Genomic DNA, 18621 nt, shown 5'->3' with positions numbered 1-18621 from the left:
TTGGCAATTATACTGGAGAATTATTCCCGCAATCATCTGTCCTCAATTATGCCACAGGCAGTTCAATGATAAATTCTGTACCTTGTCCTAATGCAGAATTGAAGTAAATTTTTCCTTGATGTTTATCTTCGATAATCTGCTTACTAATAGATAAGCCTAAACCAGTTCCTTTACCTACTGGTTTAGTAGTAAAGTATTGTTGAAATATTTGCTTGCTATGCTCTGGTGAAATTCCATTACCATTATCTTTCACCGTAATTTTTATCAGGTTACTTTCTGGCAGAAAAATAGTAGAAATCCTGATTTCAGGAATCATATCTTTGAGATTTAATGGGGTTTTTGGCTCCTCTTCAAAAGCTTCAATAGCATTAGCGATCAGATTCATCAATACTTGATTAATTTGTCCGGGATAACAGTCTATGAATGGTAATTCTCCATAGTTTTTGATAATCACAATTTCTGGTCTTTGCTTATTAGATTTTAACCGATGCTTCAAAATTAGCAAAGTACTATCGATACCATCATGAATATCAAAACTCATTTTATGAGTTGTATCTGTACGGGCAAAAATTCGCAGACTCTCGCTAATTTCTGTAATCCGTTCTAGCCCTAAATTTACCGATGCGATCGCTTTGGGGATATCTTGCAGGATTTGTTCTAATTCGATAAGTTTGGCATTTTTGATAATTTTCTCATCAGCTTGAGGATAGATTTCCTGATACAGCCGTAAATGTGTAATCAAGCTCTGGGTATAATGATTAATAAAATCTACGTTTCCCGTAATAAAACCTAGAGGATTATTAATTTCGTGAGCCACACCAGCCACTAATTGACCTAAAGTTGATAACTTTTCTTGTTGCACTAATTGTACTTGAGATTGTTTTAAATCTTCTAGTGCTTGCGATAATTCTTGCGTTCGTTCCCCTACACGCTGTTCTAATTGCTGATTTTGTTCTGCCAGTTTTTTGGTTAAAAATCTGATTTTTAAATGAACTTGAATTCTCGCGAGAACTTCTTCTATTTGAAAAGGCTTAGTAATATAATCTACACCACCAATTAACAGCCCTTGCACTTTATCAAATTTATCAGAAAGGGCAGTTAAGAAAATGACTGGTATATCTTGAGTTAACTGATTTTTTTTGAGAAGCTGACAAGTTTTAAAGCCATCTATCCCTGGCATCATCACATCTAATAAAATTAAATCGGGTTTAGCATATTCAGCTTGCTCAATCGCACTTTCTCCGTCAGTAGCAACTAATATTTCCCAACCCGACTCAGCAATCGCATTCGATAGCATTTTTAAATTTGTTTGATTATCATCGACAATTAAAATAGTTGAATCATAAATACTATTTTGGGGGTTGCTCATATTATCCTACTTGATAGATTTAAGTAATTCCCGAATCTTTTTCACTTGAAAGTTCTCAGCCATCTGCCGAATTTCGCCGACAAAGGGTAAGTATTTATTATCTAATTTAGCAATTTCATCGAGTAATATCTGCATACCTGCTATATTGCCTCTCATAGCCATATCCCATAACTTGTCTAACTCTGGTTTTTCTGGATAAATTATCGGTTGAGAATTTTGTGTTGGTAATTGTGCATGAATATTATTTTGTGCTAGGGCGCTAGATTCTTGGTAAATCCATTCTAGCTGTAAGTATTTTTGTAAACTTTGCAGTAAATTATCAATTTGTAGTGGTTTTGGTAAAAATTCGTTTCCTCCAGCCTCTAAACTTTGAGTCTGGTAGTTTTCAAATACACTGGCAGATGAAACAATAATTGGTAAATCTTTAAATTGTTCTATACCTCTCAAGGCTTTAATCATTTCCACGCCATCTAAAATAGGCATTTTTAAGTCTGTTATAATTAAATTTGGCTGAATTGCCTGAGTTTGAGTTAAACCTTCTTGTCCGTTAGTCGCCTCAAAACATTGAAAGCCAAGGGATGTCAGCAAATTAATGACAAATGAACGATTTTCGAGATGATCGTCAACAATTAAGATTTTCGGATTTTGGTTTTTGACAGCAATAATTTTGGGTTCAGATAAAACAGATTTTGTCTCAATAATTTTACTGATATTCTCTAAATCTAAATCCAGCCAAAATTTACTGCCAATTCCAATATTACTGTCTACTTGAATGGCACTATCCATTAAGTTGGCAATTTTGCAACTAATCGCTAAACCTAAGCCTGTACCTTCTGTTTGTTTATTTTTTTCACCTACTTGTTCAAATGGTAAAAAAATCTTGTCTAATTCTTCTGGCGTCATTCCTATACCAGTATCTTCAATTTGGAATCTGATTTTGGTAAATTGCTTGTCGTCAATTTTCTCAGTTGCTAAAATATCGACTTTGAAAGTAACTGCGCCATTATCGGTAAATTTAATGGCATTTCCCAGCAAGTTAATTAATATTTGTCTTAACCGTTTTTCATCACTGCGAATTACTCGCGGAAGCTGCGGATGTGGTTCGTAAATAAAAGCAATACCTTTTTGCACGGCGCGAATCCGACAGATTTCCACAACTCCCGTTAAAAAAAACTTAAAATCAAAATCTGTATGATGTAATTCTAATTTCCGCGCTTCAATTTTTGATAAATCTAAAATATCGTTGATCAGCGTCAATAGATGAGAACCGCATTGATGGATAATTTTGATCCCATCTAGCTCGGTTGGCGCTAAACTTTGAGAACGCTCCAAGATTTGCGCATATCCTAAAATACCATTTAAAGGCGTGCGTAATTCATGACTCATATTTGCCAAAAATTCACTTTTGGCTTGATTAGCGACATCAGCAGCAACTTTAGCAACTTCTAATTCTTTGGTGCGATCGCTCACTTTTTGTTCTAATGTCTGAGAATATTCTTGGAGTTGCTCATTTGCTTGTTTCAGTTGCACTTGTTTATAAACATTAGTCGTGACAATTGCAGAGATAATCAATGCTAGTACAGGTGTAACTGAAGGTATCCACCAACCTACTAAAAAAGCCAGATAGCTAGTACTGAGAATAACACAAGTTGCAAATGTAATTCCTAAGATGGGTAATCCCCCTAGCCTTTGCTGACCAATCGATTTAAATTGTAGCAATTGCCAAGTCGCACCAGTACTCACAAAAGACCAGCAAAAAACCCATAGCCATTCTGTTGAAGAAGACCAGACTCGGATTAAAGTGCGCCCATCTAGTGCAGCACTTAAAATCTGACTAATTAAATTGGCATGAATTATTACCCCTGCCATTCGTTCACCATCTGCTTGAAAATTACTAATATAACCAACGTTAAAAAAGTCATTGATGCTTTTGGCTGTCGTGCCAATTAAGACGATGCGATCGCGGATCAGTTCTGGCGCGACCTTACCGTTAAGTAAATCTCGCATTGTAACTGTATCAAATTGTTCTGGAAAACCTCGATAATTCAAAATAATTTGATAGCCGCCAAAATCTGCACCGCGATAACTAAATTCGTTACCCTTAAGGGGTGTAAATACAGCCTTACCTAACTGCAAATTATTCCCTTCTTTATCCAATGCTTTTAAGGAGATTCCTTTAGGTTTCAAATACAACAAGCTTAAGTGCGTTGCTAAACCCAAATAAAGTTCGCCATTTTCATCACCAGCAGACAACAAACCGCGCCGCACTTTTCCATCAGTATCTAAAACTAAATCGGCGAGAGCAACTTGATTTAGTTTAGCTAAGGTGAGGGGTGGGGCGACTCTATCCCCGACTAACTTTTTTACCCCAATTAAATTGGGTGTAGACTGCATCAGTTTAACTAGTTCTTGATGTCCGGGTTCTACGGCTAAATCTCGGTAAATATCCATACCAATAGCCGCCGGTTGCTGTGCTTTGAGTTTGGCGATCGCTTTTGCTAATATCTCATCAGGAATTGGCCATTGACCCACGTCCCTAATGTCTTGTTCCTCAATTGTCACCACTAGAACCCGCTTTTCTGGTGGTTCTAAGGGACGTATGGCAAAAAATTGCTCTAGAGTAGCCCATTCTAATAATTGAAAGAATCCAGCCATCTCCGCAGCAATAATACACATAGTAACGATGGGAGAAGCGATCGCTATGCAACGCCATTGGGCTGACAGCAGTAGCTGTATAATTCGAGACTTAAGTTTTTTCTGGATAAATGCACCCCAATACATAGCTGTTAAATTAGATCCCTCGATTAATTAATCAGAGGTGCATTAGCGATCGCACTCAGGTTGACTGACTTCAAAAGTCCTTGCCAAGCCTCATTGAGCACTGGATTATTCGGTTGCGATCGTCTTAATTGCGCCAGGTTAGAGAGTGAATCGTACCAAATCCCAGTCTCGGCTAATCGAGAAATTAAATCTAAGGAAACAGGTTTATTTAGCTGAGTTGTCAAATTACTGTTAGCTTCCACGCGACGAATCCAGCCACTTACCCAAGGACTATCCGGTTCTAACTCTTCGGTGCAAATTATCACTAAAGACCATTTATAATTTTTACCTGTCTTGAGTGCGGGAACTGAAGCCGGAATTTTAACTTGCATTACCCCTGGTTTATTAGGTAACGATAAATTTGTCCGGTAACTATATTTACTATCTTCTGTTTGTAAAGTAAATAATGCTGTTTTGGCAGTAGTAGTTGGAATATAGACAAATATAGTCGGACGTTCTGCCACTGTATAACCAATATTAGTTGTTGGTATCAATGGCGTGACCGATGTACTAGTAGTTGCTTGTGTTGCAAAGCCACACAAATTACCGTCTCTAGAGGCTCCTCCAGATGATCTTTTAGGCGCTTGCGCTCCTGGTGGTTTAAAAGTTACACCTGCTATAGTTGGCGCTACTGAGAGAGATAGAAAAGAACTGGAAATTAAAAGTGCTATTCCTAATAATGGGTATCGAAACAGTGATTTGTTGTTTTTCTGCATAAACTAATTTATCTGTTTTAGCGTTTTTGACAAGGTAACTAATTGTCAAGCTTGTCAACAGAACTATCTACGAAATATTAATACTCTATGGTTTTTATTTTTTAATAGCCAACAGTGCAATTACGGAAATATTTTTTGATAAAAAAACCGAAATTATTTATTTTTAAATTTTAATATTATTTCCTATTTATATTATTAAATCAATCTGCTTTGTCAATACTATACAAAGCATTCATTACAATGAATATACCAAATATTGTCAATAAATTATTCATTGAAAATTCAATCTACTTTATGAAATTTATATTTAAAAAAAATATGGTTTTTTTGCAAAATTTCATGAAGGTATTGATGTCAAAGCAAAGACTATTTAGAATCGGAATATTTTTGGATATTTTTGGTTAAAATAAAAGCATATACTAGTATATCTCTAAAAACTGAGCAAAATATGAGAATAGCAATAATTATCTAAAAATCTTGATTTCACCCAGTCTAATCGTCAAATAGCGGTTTTCTTGATGTCTCTATTTTATATCTGTAATTTACCAGAGTCAGGGAAATTTATGCTTACATAAAGACAATTTTGATTTCAGTATTTTCCACAGTATATCTTCATAAATTCTCTATATCATCATAATTAGGAACTTCCAAATCAAAAAACACCGCGATTGTTAACTTACCAAGCCTGCAACTCGTAGGGGCACGGCATTGCCCATTGGTGTCAACTTAAGCTAAAAGCTATATACAGCGCGTGTTGTACAAAAACCCTCGCCCTCATCCCCTAACCCCTTCTCCCTGAGGGAGAAGGGGAATTGAATCTCTTGCTCCCCTCTCAGAGAGGGAGAGGGGCTGGGGGTGAGGGCAAAACCTTTGCACAAAGCGGGTTTCACGTTAAGTTGACACGTATGGGTCACCTCGCCCCTACAATTGGGGATAATGTATTTTTTGGAGTTTCCTAAGAGTCAACAGTCAACAGTCAAAGCTATTTTCCAAGTCAGGATTTCTTGATTATTCAGTATTTCGGGATTTTTACCAACTTTTATAACTTCTAAGTTGGTAAAGTATGAATTAGTTAATCAAAAAATCTTGAGATACTTCTGTACATGCATACTAAACGTATCTTGGCTTTTGTGGGTTGGATGCTGGCTGCGTTGGTACTTTTGATTGCCTGTAATCAAACAAGTACCCCTAACCCAACAGCCTCAGCCGCGAGTTTAACAATATCAGCAGCAGCTAGCTTAAAAGATGCGCTTCAAGAAATCAAGCCGCTATATGCTAAACAGCAGCCACAGGTGAAACTCACCTATAATTTTGGTTCTTCGGGTGCTTTACAACAACAAATCGAACAAGGCGCGGCTGTGGATGTTTTCATTTCAGCAGCAAATAAGCAGATGGATGCGTTAATGCAAAAAGGTTTGTTAGTTGATAGTACCCGCAAAGATTTGTTGAAAAATGAATTAGTGTTAATTGTGCCCCAACAGGCTCAGAATATCAAAGATTTTTTAGATTTAGCTAATCCCAGTGTCAAAAAAATTGCTTTAGGTGAACCTAAAAGTGTACCAGCAGGACAATATGCTTTACAAGTTCTGACTGCTTTAAAAATTGCTGATCAAATTAAACCCAAGGTTGTTTACGCTAAGGATGTGCGTCAAGCTCTCAATTATGTAGAGTCGGGTAATACTGATGCGGGGATAGTATATCTTTCGGATGCTAAAACTTCTCAAAAAGTGAAAGTTGTGGTTACTGCACCGGAAACTAGTCATTCTCCAATTGTTTATCCGATAGCTGTGCTAAAAAGCAGTAAATATGTTGATGCTGCTGAGAATTTTGTGCAATTTTTATCGGGTAATGCAGTTAAAGATGTATTTGAGAAACAGGGATTTAAGGTAATTGGTAATTAGTCAGAGACGCGATGAATCGCGTCTGTACAATTGTCATTAGTCAGAGACGCGATGAATCGCGTCTGTACAATTGTGATTTTTTATGGTTTGAAGTTGATTGATTTTTTGTAATTTTGAATTTTGAATTTTGAATTTTGAATTGTTATTATGCCTCAAGATTTATCGCCGCTTTGGATATCATTGAAAACATCGTTATTAGCAACGTTTATTACTTTTTTTATTGGGATTGCTACTGCCTATTGGATGTTGGAATATCGCGGTAAGGCGAAATCATTAATTGAGGGTGTGTTGATTGCACCGTTGATTTTACCGCCTACAGTGGTGGGCTTTTTATTACTGCTGTTTTTTGGGAAAAATGGCCCTGTTGGGCAGTTGATGAATAAATTTGATTTTACTATTGTCTTTACTTGGTATGGGGCTGCGATCGCGGCTACTGTGGTTTCTTTTCCGTTAATGTATAAAACTGCACTGGGAGCTTTTGAACAGATTGATAAAAATCTGCTGCGGGTGGCGAAAACTCTTGGTGCTGGGGAAAGTAAAATATTTTGGCGAATTAGTTTACCTTTAGCTTTACCGGGAATTATCGCGGCGACAACTCTGGCTTTTGCGCGCGCTTTGGGGGAATTTGGCGCAACTTTAATGTTAGCTGGGAATATTCCCGGACAAACCCAGACGATACCAATGGCGATTTATTTTGCTGTGGAAGCCGGCGCAATGAATGAAGCCTGGTTTTGGGCGATCGCAATTATGGTAATTTCTCTATCGGCTATTATTATTGCTAATGTATGGCAGGAAGGTAAGCGGATTGGGGGACGAAGGGGACGAAGGGAAGGGAAACAAGGAAATGAAGCTTCTTTGATGTCTGCTTTATCTTCGCCTGTGGGGTTATTTGTAGATATTGAAAAACAATTATCGAGTTTTCATCTGAAAGTTACCTTTAATACCGATAATCTACCCTTGGGATTATTGGGGGGATCTGGGGCGGGTAAAAGTATGATTCTGCGCTGTATTGCGGGGATAGACACGCCGACTAGGGGGCGGATAGTTTTAAATGGGAGAGTATTGTATGATTCGGAACAAGGAATTAATTTACCTAGTCGCGATCGCCGGATTGGTTTTTTAGTACAGAATTATGCCCTGTTTCCCCACTTGACTGTGGCGGAAAATATCGCTTTTGGCTTACCCCAAGGACTATCTCACAGCAGTATTCGGGTACAATTAGAACAGCAATTAATCGCCATGCAGTTACAAGGATTAGGCGATCGCTATCCGCACCAACTGTCTGGGGGACAGCAACAACGGGTAGCTTTAGCTAGGGCTTTGGCGAGTAAACCAGAAGCTTTACTGTTAGATGAGCCTTTTTCGGCTCTGGATACATATTTGCGCAGTCAATTAGAACAGCAAATGATGGAAACCCTTGCAGATTACCAAGGTGTAACTTTGTTTGTGACTCATAATATGGAAGAAGCTTACCGCATTTGTCCGAATTTGCTAGTTTTGGAACATGGTAATGCAATACAACATGATTCCAAACATGAGATTTTTGAGCATCCTGTCTCTGCAACTGTGGCGCAAATTACTGGCTGTAAAAATATTTCGCGGGGGCGACTTTTACAACCTTCACAAGTAGAAGCGAGTGATTGGGGTTGTAATTTGCAAGTTTTACCAGCAAATTCCAGAGATTTAGCTTATATTGGGATTCGTGCCCATCAGATAGCCTTTACCAACAATCCCCAACAAGAAAATACATTTCCCTGCTGGTTGGTAAGAACTAGTGAAACACCCCATCGCATGAGTTTGTTTTTAAAGTTGCATTCTCCAGCTACTAGTCCCCATGACTATCATCTCCAAGCAGAGGTTTTTAAGGAAAAATGGCTAACGATGAAAGATCAGCCATTTCCTTGGTATGTGCATTTAGATCCTTTGCGGTTAATGCTGATGGATTGAGACAATATTGGAGTGCTATAGTTGTGAGTATCTAGGCGATCGAGTAATAGCGCTGCTCCTAACTCACACATTTTATAACCCTGATATAGCAAGGCTTTTAGCCAAACAAGGAAAATGTGTTTGTTTCATTCATTACCAGAGGAGTTAAATACTTTTGACTTTTGACCTTTGACATTGACTTTTGACTTCCACTTGTATCAGAATTTCTCCTGAGACTCTCTTGTTTTGGTACGTCTCTGTGGGATACGCAGATTTTCACCGTAAATTTATGTATTTGCAAAGTAAAATACACAACTGTGTCGTTGGTGGCGCTTAAAATAAATACAATTGGCTTTTGCAGATTTTCAATGCTATAAATTAGTCAATTATTTATCACTACAGGCTCTAATTGAGTCGTGATTTTTTACACAAGTAGAAGGCTGAAAATTTCCGGCAAACTTTCCTATCAAGGATAGTATTTGGGAAAAATATTATTCAGATAGCCTCTTATGGAAACATCCACAAGGGGAGGAAAAATATTGTTCTTTAAGCCCTTGTTTCCAGCCGCTCTTGTTAAGTTATTTTATGACACAATCTTCCTGTCTAACTATTTTGCTCATTGACGATCGCACTGCAGAGTGGATGAATTTTCGTCAATATTTGCAACAGGACAGTCTTTATACATATCAAATTTTGCAGCTTGAGACGGCGACACAAGCAATTGCATGGTGTCAGCAGGGGAAAGCAGATGTAATTTTACTGAATTTTTTATTACCTGATGGTAATGGGCTGGAGTTGTTGGGGAAATTAAGGGAGAGTTGCAGCAATACACAAACAGCAATCATCTTGTTAACAGAACATGAAGATATAGAGATTGCTGTTCGGGCGATGAAAAACGGGGCGCAAGATTGCTTAATCCAAAATCAGTTGACACCAGCAACTTTACATGCAGCGATTCATGATGCTGTCAAACAGAGACATCGAATTTGGCAGTTAGAACAAAGTCGCGAACAAAAACAATTAATTGCGGCGATCGCTTTACGGATTCGGCAGTCACTCCAGCTTAAGGATATTTTAGCGGTTACATCTCAACAAGTACGGCAATTTTTACAGGCAGACAGGGTAGTAGTCTATCAATTTAACTCCGATATGAGTGGGACTGTGGTATCGGAGTCAGTTTTACCAGGCTGGACGGTAAGTTTAGCACAACAAATTCAAGATACCTGCTTTCAACGGGGGGCGGGAGTAGAATATCGTCAAGGTAAAACTAGGGCAATCAATAATATTTATGAAGCTGGTTTAACAGACTGTCATATACAGTTACTCGAACAATTTGAAGTTAAAGCCAACTTGGTAGTGCCAATTTTGGTGAGAAAGCGTTTATGGGGATTATTAATTGCCCATCAATGTACCGCACCTAGACAATGGGATGCATTGGAATTGGAATTGTTGGATCAGCTGGCGGTACAAATAGCGATCGCGATTCAACAATCCACTGCTTACCAAATAACGCGAACACAACTCAAAGAACGCAAACGCGCCCAGAAAACTCTTCAGGAAAGTGTAGAGCGCTTTCGCAGCACCTTTGAGCAAGCAGCAGTAGGTATTGCTCATGTGTTCTTAAATGGGCAGTTTTTGCGCGTTAACCGAAGATTTTGTGAGATTACCGGCTACCATCAGTCGGAACTGATGAACTTGACTTTTCAGGAAATTACCTATCCAGATGATTTACCCGCAGATTTAAAGCAATTACAAAAGCTGCTATTAGGTGCAATTGATACCTATTCAATGGAAAAACGCTATATCCGCAAGGATAGGACGGTTATCTGGATTAAACTGACAGTTTCGTTAGTCCATGATGCAAAACATCATCCGCAATATTTTATCAGTGTGATTCAAGACATTAGCCAGCAGAAACAGGCAGAAGCTGCTCTAGAGGAGAGTGAAGAAAATTTTCGCCAACTAGCAGCATCAGTGGAAGAAGTTTTTCTGATTCAAAATGCTGACTTTAGCAAAACGATTTATTTGAGTCCTGGATATGAAAGCATTTGGCAACGTCCTTGTGAAGATGTGTACAAAAATCCAATGGTTTGGCTGGAATCGGTTTATCCAGAAGACCGAAATGGTTTACAAAAAGAAATGCAACGAGTGATGTCTGGGGATAAATGTCAAACCGAGTATCGTATTTTTCGACCCAATGGTGAATTACGCTGGATTTTAGTCCAGGCATTTCCAGTTTTTGATGATGATGGAAAGCTTTATCGCACTATTGCTTCCGCACAGGATATTACTGAGCGAAAACAAGCAGAAATTGCGCTTCAAGAAAGTGAAGCCAGGTTTCAGGCATTCATGAATAATAGTCCCTCAGCCTCTTGGATTACTGATGCAGACGGTAGGATTGTTTACCTGAGCCGAACTTATCTCCGCACCTTTCAAGTTGCTGCTGAAACTGTAGAAGACTTGATTGGGAGAACAGTGTTTGATATTTATCCGGTAGAAATTGCTCAACAGTTTTTAGATAATATTCGTTTGGTGGCGCAAACCCAAGAAGTTCTGGAAACTGAAGAAAAAGCTCCGAGAACAGATGGCACATTAGGGGATTTTTTAGTTTACAAATTCCCTTTGCCGCAAACATCAGGACAATACCTAATTGGTGGTGTGGCTGTTGATATTACAGAACGAATTCTGGCAGAACAGGCGTTGCAAAAACTAAATCAGGAACTAGAAGAGAGAGTAAAACACCGCACCGCAGCGTTGCAAGCTAGCGAAGAACGTTGGCATTTAGTGTTGCAAGGAACTAATGATGGTATCTGGGATTGGGATATCAAAAATAATCAGGTGTTTTTCTCAACTCGCTGGAAACAAATGCGGGGCTATAGCGATGATGAAATTAGCAACCAGTTAGAAGAATGGTCAAGTGGCATTCATCCGGAAGATTACGATGTAGTTATGCAGTCCCTACATGACCATTTTGCCCAAAAAACACCGTTTTTTCAAGAAGAATACCGAGTCAAGCAAAAAGATGGCTCATATATCTGGATTTTAGACCGGGGTCAGGCCTTGTGGGATGAAACAGGTAATGTCATCCGCATGAGTGGTTCAGAAACCGATATTACCGAACGCAAACAAACCCAAGAAAAATTACACAATCTTTCCGATCGCTTGAACTTGGCACTCGCAGCCGGAGCAATTGGCACTTGGGATTGGGATTTGGTTCACGAAGCAGAATGGGATGACCGGATGTATGAACTATATGGGATGCAACGCTCAGAAATTCCCGCTACATACCAGGATTGGCAAAATGCAGTTTATCCAGATGACCTTGCTGATGTTGAAGCTGCTCTTCAGGCTGCTGTTAGGGGAGAAAAAGAATTTAATACAGAATTTCGCATTGTGCATCCAGACGGTAGCATTCACTTTATTCGAGCTGCTGCTTTAGTTCAACCCAATGAGCAGGGCGAACCCCAACGGATGGTAGGGATTAACTATGATATTACCGAACGCAAACGCGCGGAAGCACAACTTTACCAAATAAATCAGGAACTTACCCAAGCTAATATTCAACTAGCCCGTGCGACTCGCCTCAAAGATGAATTTTTGGCGAATATGAGCCATGAATTGCGTACACCACTGAATGCGATTTTGGGGATGTCGGAAGCATTTCAAGAAGGTGTATTGGGTGAAATTAATTACCAGCAAGCAAAAGCGATCGCGACTATCGAACGGAGTGGTAGACATTTACTAGAACTGATCAATGAGATCCTTGATTTAGCTAAAATTGAATCGGGTAAACTGGAACTGCAACTGAGTGACAGCCCAGTTAAAAGTCTGTGTCATAGCAGTTTGTTATTTGTTCAACAGCTGGCGTTCAATAAAAATCTTCGCCTGATGACTGATATTGCTGAGTCTTTAGGTAGTATGCAAGCGGATGAGCGCCGTTTGCGTCAGGTATTGATTAACCTACTCAGCAACGCGATTAAGTTTACCCCTGCCGGGGGTGTAGTGACGCTCAAGGTATGGCTAGAAGTAGCAGAGGGAGAAAATTCACCATCTTCTGTTCCGCACATTAATTTCAGTGTAAGTGACACTGGTATTGGTATCGCCTCGGAAGATATTCACAAATTATTTCAGCCTTTCATCCAGTTGGATAGCAGCCTCAACCGTCAATATGATGGTACTGGCTTAGGTTTGGCATTAGTACAGCGAATTATTGCTTTACATGGTGGTACAGTCTCAGTTACCAGTCAGGTAGGAGAAGGGAGTTGTTTTACTGTGCGCATTCCCTACATTAGCAGCGATCGCAATTCTCCAACTGTGCCGGAAGTACAATCTTCTAACTCTGGGATATCCTCAGCGATCGCTGTTATGCCAAACACCTCGGCTTTGATTTTATTGGTAGAAGACAATCAAGCCAATATCACTACAATGGCTAACTATTTGCAACATCGCGGATATCGTTTAGCGATCGCCAACGATGGAAAACAAGCCATTGAGCAGATTTATAGTCAACGTCCCGACATAATTTTAATGGATATTCAAATGCCAGAAATGGACGGAATAGAAGCCATCAAGCGCATTCGGGAGGATGAACAATTTAATCATATTCCCATAATTGCTTTAACGGCGCTAGCCATGCCAAGCGATCGCGAAACTTGTCTAGCAGCTGGCGCTAATGAATATTTAACTAAGCCAGTTAGACTGCAACACCTTATAGCCAAAATTCAACAACTGTTAACATAGTTGACGGTTGACGGTTGACGGTTGACAGTGAAGAGAAATTTTCATCTTTGGTTGTAGGCTTTTCCCATGAGGGGCTAGCTTGAAACCCTTACCAATAATAAATGACAAATGACCAATGACTAACTCAAGAATGTTTCTTTTTGTGATGTCTTTGAGAAATTTTCGCCAAAGTGCGATCGCCTGCTTGCTTTAATTTAGAGAAGAAACGATAAGTTTTGCGGACAACATTTAGCAAAAAGTAGGGAATCTTGATCCGCAATGGTGCAAGGATTGGGCGATATAACAAATAGTATCCTCGTTTGAGGTTATCCCATTTGGCACATTTGTCTTCATGGAGAAAGTCAGAAATATCAACGACTAATCCCTTACCTTCATACATCATCACATTTCGCCCATGCACATCATGGGGATATAGTCCCCGTTTACGTGCATAATCTAAAGCTTGGTCGATATCTTCAATTACTTGCTTGGGTATACGCAGACCGCGTTGAATTGCATCATACAAAGTAACTCCGTATAAACGCTTAAGAATTAACACGCCATTTTGAGCATAAAAACATTCCGAAAAAGCCGGGTGAGAACCTAAAAGACGGTATACTTCTACTTCTTCCTCAAAACCAGGCCGTCCCGGCGCGTAAATTTTTACTACCCAGTGAGGATAATCTGGATGGTAAACCACTGCGGCGTAATTTCCTGCGCCTAATTTTTGCCAAGGTTGGGGAAGATAGGTAAATACTACTGGATCGTGAGGATCTATACTCTCTATCTTGAGTTGCGGAATTAACTCTTGGCGAACAGTCTGTACTAGCTGATCTATGAGCGCTCTATCCATACTCAATCCCGTGAGAGTAGTTCTAATGTCCGGGATTATACATTATATTAGTGGCCTTGGCACTGTTTTTGTAGGCGATCGCAAAGCCTGATTGTTGTTTTACTAAGCCTTAGGGACATCCAATTTTTTAAATACCCAATAAATTTGTAGTGCGAGCAGCGTTCGACTGAGCGCTGCTCGCACTACGGAATATGGGTAATTTATTTTTTGTAAGTCCCTTATTGTTGTTACACTCAGTCTTATTGTTGTTTCCCTAAGCCTGATTATCCAAACTTTAAGGATAAAAGTTGATTAGCGATCGCGAGTTATTGCAGGTGTTTAGATCCCCGACTTCTTTGAGGATACAGCTGGCGAATTAGGGGTCAGACCAATCGCTTATCCAGAAATCCCGCCGTCACCCTCAAGGGTGCGGCTAATCGTACAAAGCCCACAAAGGTGGGCTTCGTAGCGTGAGCCAGTGGCTTCTAGCCTGCGGGCGGTGTGTCGGATAAGCGAGAGAACAGTTTATATAAAATGCTGAGGGGTCAAACCCATCATTCGCCAGATGTATCCTTTGAGAAGTCTGGTATCTGTTAACCCTCAGAATTATTATGGTGAACCACTAGTTCTTTTTTCTGCGGTGCAAATATCCCATGTCTAGGACTAAATAATAATGCTAAGACAAATAACCCCGATACTACTAACACAATCGCTGGGCCGGAGGGTAAATTATAAAAGTAACTCAGGTACATACCGCTAATACTAGAAGTTACGCCGATGACTGCACCCAAAATCATTACTTGATTGAGCCGTTTTACTAATAAATAGGCGGTAGCACCAGGGGTAATTAATAGGGAAAGTACAAGAATTACACCTACAGCTTTCATGCTGGCGACAATTGTTAAGGCTATTAGCAGCATTAAACCAAAATTGAGGCGATTAACTGGTAAACCTGCGGCTTGTGCGCCTAGGGGGTCAAAGGTGTAAAATAAGAGTTCTTTGTAGAGTAAAACTACTACTATCAACACAACTGCGGCAATGATAGCAGTATCGCGTACTTCATCAATGGTAACGCCAAGAATATTACCAAAAAGAAAGTGATTCAGGTCGATTTTATTATCTTTTTGAATAACTGTAATTAAGGTAATTCCCAAGGCGAAGAATGCAGAGAAAACTATCCCCATTGCTGCATCTTCTTTAATTGGCGATCGCGTTCTAATGAGTGCGATCGCCATTGTACTGACAACGCCAGCAATAAACGCACCAACAAATATATTAGCCCCCACCATAAAGGCGATCGCTAATCCTGGCAAAACTGAGTGACTAATGGCATCACCCAGTAACGCCAATCGTTGTACCATCAAGTAACTGCCCACAACTGCACACAATAAGCCGACTAATATCGCGATGGCTAGCGATCGCTGCATAAAGCCATATTGTAATGGCTCAATTAATGATTGAATTGTCATTTGTCATTTGTCCTTTGTCATTTGTCATTTGTTCTTTGTCATTTGTCTAATAAATCCCTTCTGCCATCTGCCATCTGTCTTTCTTCTATCGCCAATGACTAATGACTAATGACTAATGACTATTAACTATTAAGCCGCATCAGAAAAGTACATAACCTTACCACCATAAGCACGGTTTAAGTTTGCTTCGGTGAGTACTTCTTGCCGTGAACCTGTGGCGATTAATTCTCGGTTTAATAATATTAAATCATCAAAGTGCGTTATAGATTCGCCTAAGTCGTGGTTGACAACTAAGACAATTTTACCTGCGGTTGCAAGTTCCTCAAAGACTTCAAATATTACCGTTTGAGTCTTTTGATCGATACCTACTAAAGGTTCGTCAAAACAAAATATCTCGGCTTGCTGCGTTAAAGCACGGGCTAAAAATACTCGCTGCTGTTGTCCCCCGGAGAGTTCGCCAATGGGGCGATCGCAATAAGCTTTCATCCCCACTCTTTCTAATGCATTATTTGCTACCTGTCGGCTAACTGCGGAAAAGCTACGCAACCATCCAGTCTTTTTTACTCGCCCCATCATTACCACATCCCACACTGTCGCTGGATAAGTCCAGTCAATTTGGCTACGCTGGGGAACATAGGCAACTTTTTCTAGTTGCTGCATTAATGGCTTGCCTTGGTATAAGGCGTTACCGCTACTTTTGGGAACTAAGCCCAACATCGCTTTCATTAAGGTACTTTTACCTGCACCGTTGGGGCCAAAAATACCTGTAAGTTTACCTGGTTCAATATAACAATTAACGTCTCTTAAAGCTTCTTGGCTGCGGTAATGTACCCCTAAATGAGCAATGTTAATTCCTGCTGTGGATTTCATATCATGAGTATGTATAACTTGTGCCGATTGTTCCCTGGTATTTCTCTGTGATTTATTAAAATTGGTGTAAAAAGAGACGTTTATCATAATAGTGTTTTATATTTCATTAACTTGAGCTTACTATAAAAATGAGAAAATTATGAAAAAATCTATAGAGAGGAATAATGTTGTAAATAAGTGAAACTAATGCTGAAGATAGATAAGGGTATGGGGCATTGGGCATTGGGCATTGGGCATGGGGCATTGGGCATGGGGCATGGGGCATTGGGCATGGGGCAACCGTCAACCGTCAACAATCGCCAATTGAAGAATATTGTTTCGCAGATATGCTTGGGAATGCTTCTGCCTTTGGCTTTATTTGGTTGCAGTCAGCCGAATGGTGGTAATAATTCTCAAGGTGATGGTAAACCGCAAGTTGTCGCCACTAGCACAATTATTGCCGATTTAACTCAAGAGGTTGCTGGTGATGAGGTTAAGGTAACGGGAATTCTTAAACCGGGTACAGATCCCCATGTTTACGAACCGGTACCAGCAGATAGTCGGGTGATGGAAACAGCAAAATTGATTTTATATAACGGTTACAATTTAGAACCAGGGCTGATTAAATTAATGAATGCTGCGGGTGGAAAGGTAAAGCGGGTAGCGGTGGGAGAAGTTGTCAAACCTTTGCAGTTAGATAAGGGTAAAGGTGAAATAGTACCCGATCCTCATGTTTGGGGGAGTGCAGAAAATGCGATCGCAATGGTAAATGCGATTCGCGATGCGTTAATTCAATTATCGCCGGAAGATAAAGAAAAATTTACTCAGAATGCAACAGAACTTACCAATGAGTTAAAACAGTTGGATAAGTGGATTAATCAGCAAATTCAAACGATTCCCGTCAATAAACGCAAACTTGTGACTACCCATGATGCCTTTCAATATTATGGACAAGCTTATCAAATTGCGATCGCGGGTACATTAATTGGCATTAGTACCGAAGAACAACCCAGCGCCCAAACAGTACAGCGATTGGTAGAGTCAATTAAAAAAATTGGTGTTGATGCCATTTTTGCTGAAACTACCATTAATCCAGCATTAATTAAAACTGTCGCCCAAGAAGCAGGTGTAAAACTAGCCCCGAATCAACTCTATTCTGACTCTATTGGTGCTAAGGGAAGTGCAGGCGATACTTATATAAAAATGATGCAAGCTAATACCCGCACTATAGTAGAAGCACTGGGAGGTAAATATACACCTTTTCAACCCAAAAAGTAGTATTTTTCCTCTTCAACTGTTACAGCAGTTGTTATAAAAGTTACTGTTACGGGAATAATGCAAGAAAGACCCTGTATTTAACAATACGGTTCAGTTAGCATTAAAGCCATGATTTAACGTAGGTTGGGTAGAGCGATAGCGAAACCCAACCTACAATTCTCCTTAACTGAACTGTATTGCTGTATTTAACTATTTAATCGAGGTTTTTCTGACAGTAGCTCAAAATATTATGAACTTACTACCTTACGATAGATTTACAATTTTCACGCCTGAGATAGTACCTGTAGTTTCACAACGCTTGAGTAGCAAAATTGAAACAGCAAAAATGTTGCAATTTCCAGATGCAAAATTACCTTATTATGGAACCATCTCAGCAGAAAGTTTTAATATTACTCGCAATGTCTATCGCAAACTATTTATCCCCGTAATTAAAGGTAGCTTAGAAACACAATCTCAGCAAACAGCAGTACATATTCAAATGAATTTACATCCTGCTGCTATTGGTTTTTTAATATTCTTATTTTGGTTTTGGTATGGTGGTTTTATGCCAATTATGCTGCAAGATGCTTTGCCAATTTATTTTAAGTTTATCTTTTTATCTACACCTTTAGGATTACTATTTATAGTCTGGTCTTTTTTCTGGTCAGAAGTTAAGAAAACTCGTAGTGAATTGGCTGATATTATTCAAGGGCAATTATAATTCATTTGTCATGAGAGACGCGATTAATCGCGTCTGTACAAC

The 18621-nt window shown here is 39.5% G+C and carries 11 protein-coding genes; 5 read left to right on the top strand and 6 right to left on the bottom strand.

The genetic code is table 11. The features are described 5' to 3' along the window. Positions 1–46: 46 nt before the first annotated feature. Genes AACW45_RS03535 through AACW45_RS03525 form a run of 3 tightly spaced genes read right to left on the bottom strand, consistent with a single transcriptional unit; the run spans position 47 to position 4905 of the window. A complete protein-coding gene (locus tag AACW45_RS03535; protein ID WP_190631187.1) occupies positions 47–1369 on the bottom strand; it encodes a hybrid sensor histidine kinase/response regulator in 1323 nt (440 codons plus the stop codon). 6 nt (positions 1370–1375) lie between these two features. Then, the gene (locus tag AACW45_RS03530; protein WP_190631185.1) at positions 1376–4150 is read right to left on the bottom strand and encodes a CHASE2 domain-containing protein; all 2775 of its coding nucleotides are present in this window, start codon (positions 4148–4150) and stop codon (positions 1376–1378) included. A 23-nt stretch (positions 4151–4173) separates the two neighbouring features. Continuing rightward, the gene (locus tag AACW45_RS03525; protein ID WP_190631183.1) at positions 4174–4905 is read right to left on the bottom strand and encodes a DUF928 domain-containing protein; all 732 of its coding nucleotides are present in this window, start codon (positions 4903–4905) and stop codon (positions 4174–4176) included. Positions 4906–6008: 1103 nt separating this feature from the next. On the opposite strand from AACW45_RS03525, the gene modA reads away from it, so the two are divergent. The 3 genes from modA (at position 6009) to AACW45_RS03510 (ending at position 13472) form a co-directional block, all read left to right on the top strand. Beyond that, on the top strand, positions 6009–6806 hold the full coding sequence (modA, locus tag AACW45_RS03520; protein ID WP_190631181.1) for a molybdate ABC transporter substrate-binding protein: 798 nt from the start codon (positions 6009–6011) through the stop codon (positions 6804–6806). 147 nt (positions 6807–6953) lie between these two features. Continuing rightward, the gene (gene modB / locus AACW45_RS03515) at positions 6954–8753 is read left to right on the top strand and encodes a molybdate ABC transporter permease subunit (protein WP_190631179.1); all 1800 of its coding nucleotides are present in this window, start codon (positions 6954–6956) and stop codon (positions 8751–8753) included. A gap of 564 nt (positions 8754–9317) precedes the next feature. Next, positions 9318–13472: a PAS domain S-box protein gene (locus tag AACW45_RS03510; RefSeq protein WP_190631177.1), complete on the top strand. Its 4155-nt coding sequence runs from the start codon at positions 9318–9320 to the stop codon at positions 13470–13472. 124 nt (positions 13473–13596) lie between these two features. On the opposite strand, the gene AACW45_RS03505 is transcribed toward AACW45_RS03510, so the two are convergent. The 3 genes from AACW45_RS03505 to AACW45_RS03495 form a co-directional block, all read right to left on the bottom strand. Continuing rightward, complete coding sequence (locus AACW45_RS03505) at positions 13597–14304, bottom strand: serine/threonine protein kinase (protein ID WP_190631175.1); 708 nt, start codon at positions 14302–14304, stop codon at positions 13597–13599. A gap of 572 nt (positions 14305–14876) precedes the next feature. Beyond that, complete coding sequence (locus tag AACW45_RS03500) at positions 14877–15752, bottom strand: metal ABC transporter permease (RefSeq protein WP_190631173.1); 876 nt, start codon at positions 15750–15752, stop codon at positions 14877–14879. A 129-nt stretch (positions 15753–15881) separates the two neighbouring features. Next, complete coding sequence (locus AACW45_RS03495; RefSeq protein ID WP_190631172.1) at positions 15882–16709, bottom strand: metal ABC transporter ATP-binding protein; 828 nt, start codon at positions 16707–16709, stop codon at positions 15882–15884. A gap of 249 nt (positions 16710–16958) precedes the next feature. On the opposite strand from AACW45_RS03495, the gene AACW45_RS03490 reads away from it, so the two are divergent. Continuing rightward, positions 16959–17879 (top strand): metal ABC transporter substrate-binding protein, encoded by a 921-nt coding sequence (locus tag AACW45_RS03490; protein ID WP_373462073.1) that lies wholly within the window; start codon positions 16959–16961, stop codon positions 17877–17879. 229 nt (positions 17880–18108) lie between these two features. Further along, entirely contained in the window at positions 18109–18579 is a 471-nt protein-coding gene (locus AACW45_RS03485; RefSeq protein WP_190631170.1) for a hypothetical protein, read from the top strand. Positions 18580–18621 lie beyond the last annotated feature (42 nt).

The organism is Calothrix sp. FACHB-168 (genome assembly GCF_963889195.1).
In the GTDB taxonomy this organism is placed as follows: domain Bacteria; phylum Cyanobacteriota; class Cyanobacteriia; order Cyanobacteriales; family Nostocaceae; genus Aulosira; species Aulosira anomala_A.
Note: the sequence above shows the minus strand (reverse complement) of the source record. Positions and strands in the feature narration are given on the sequence as shown.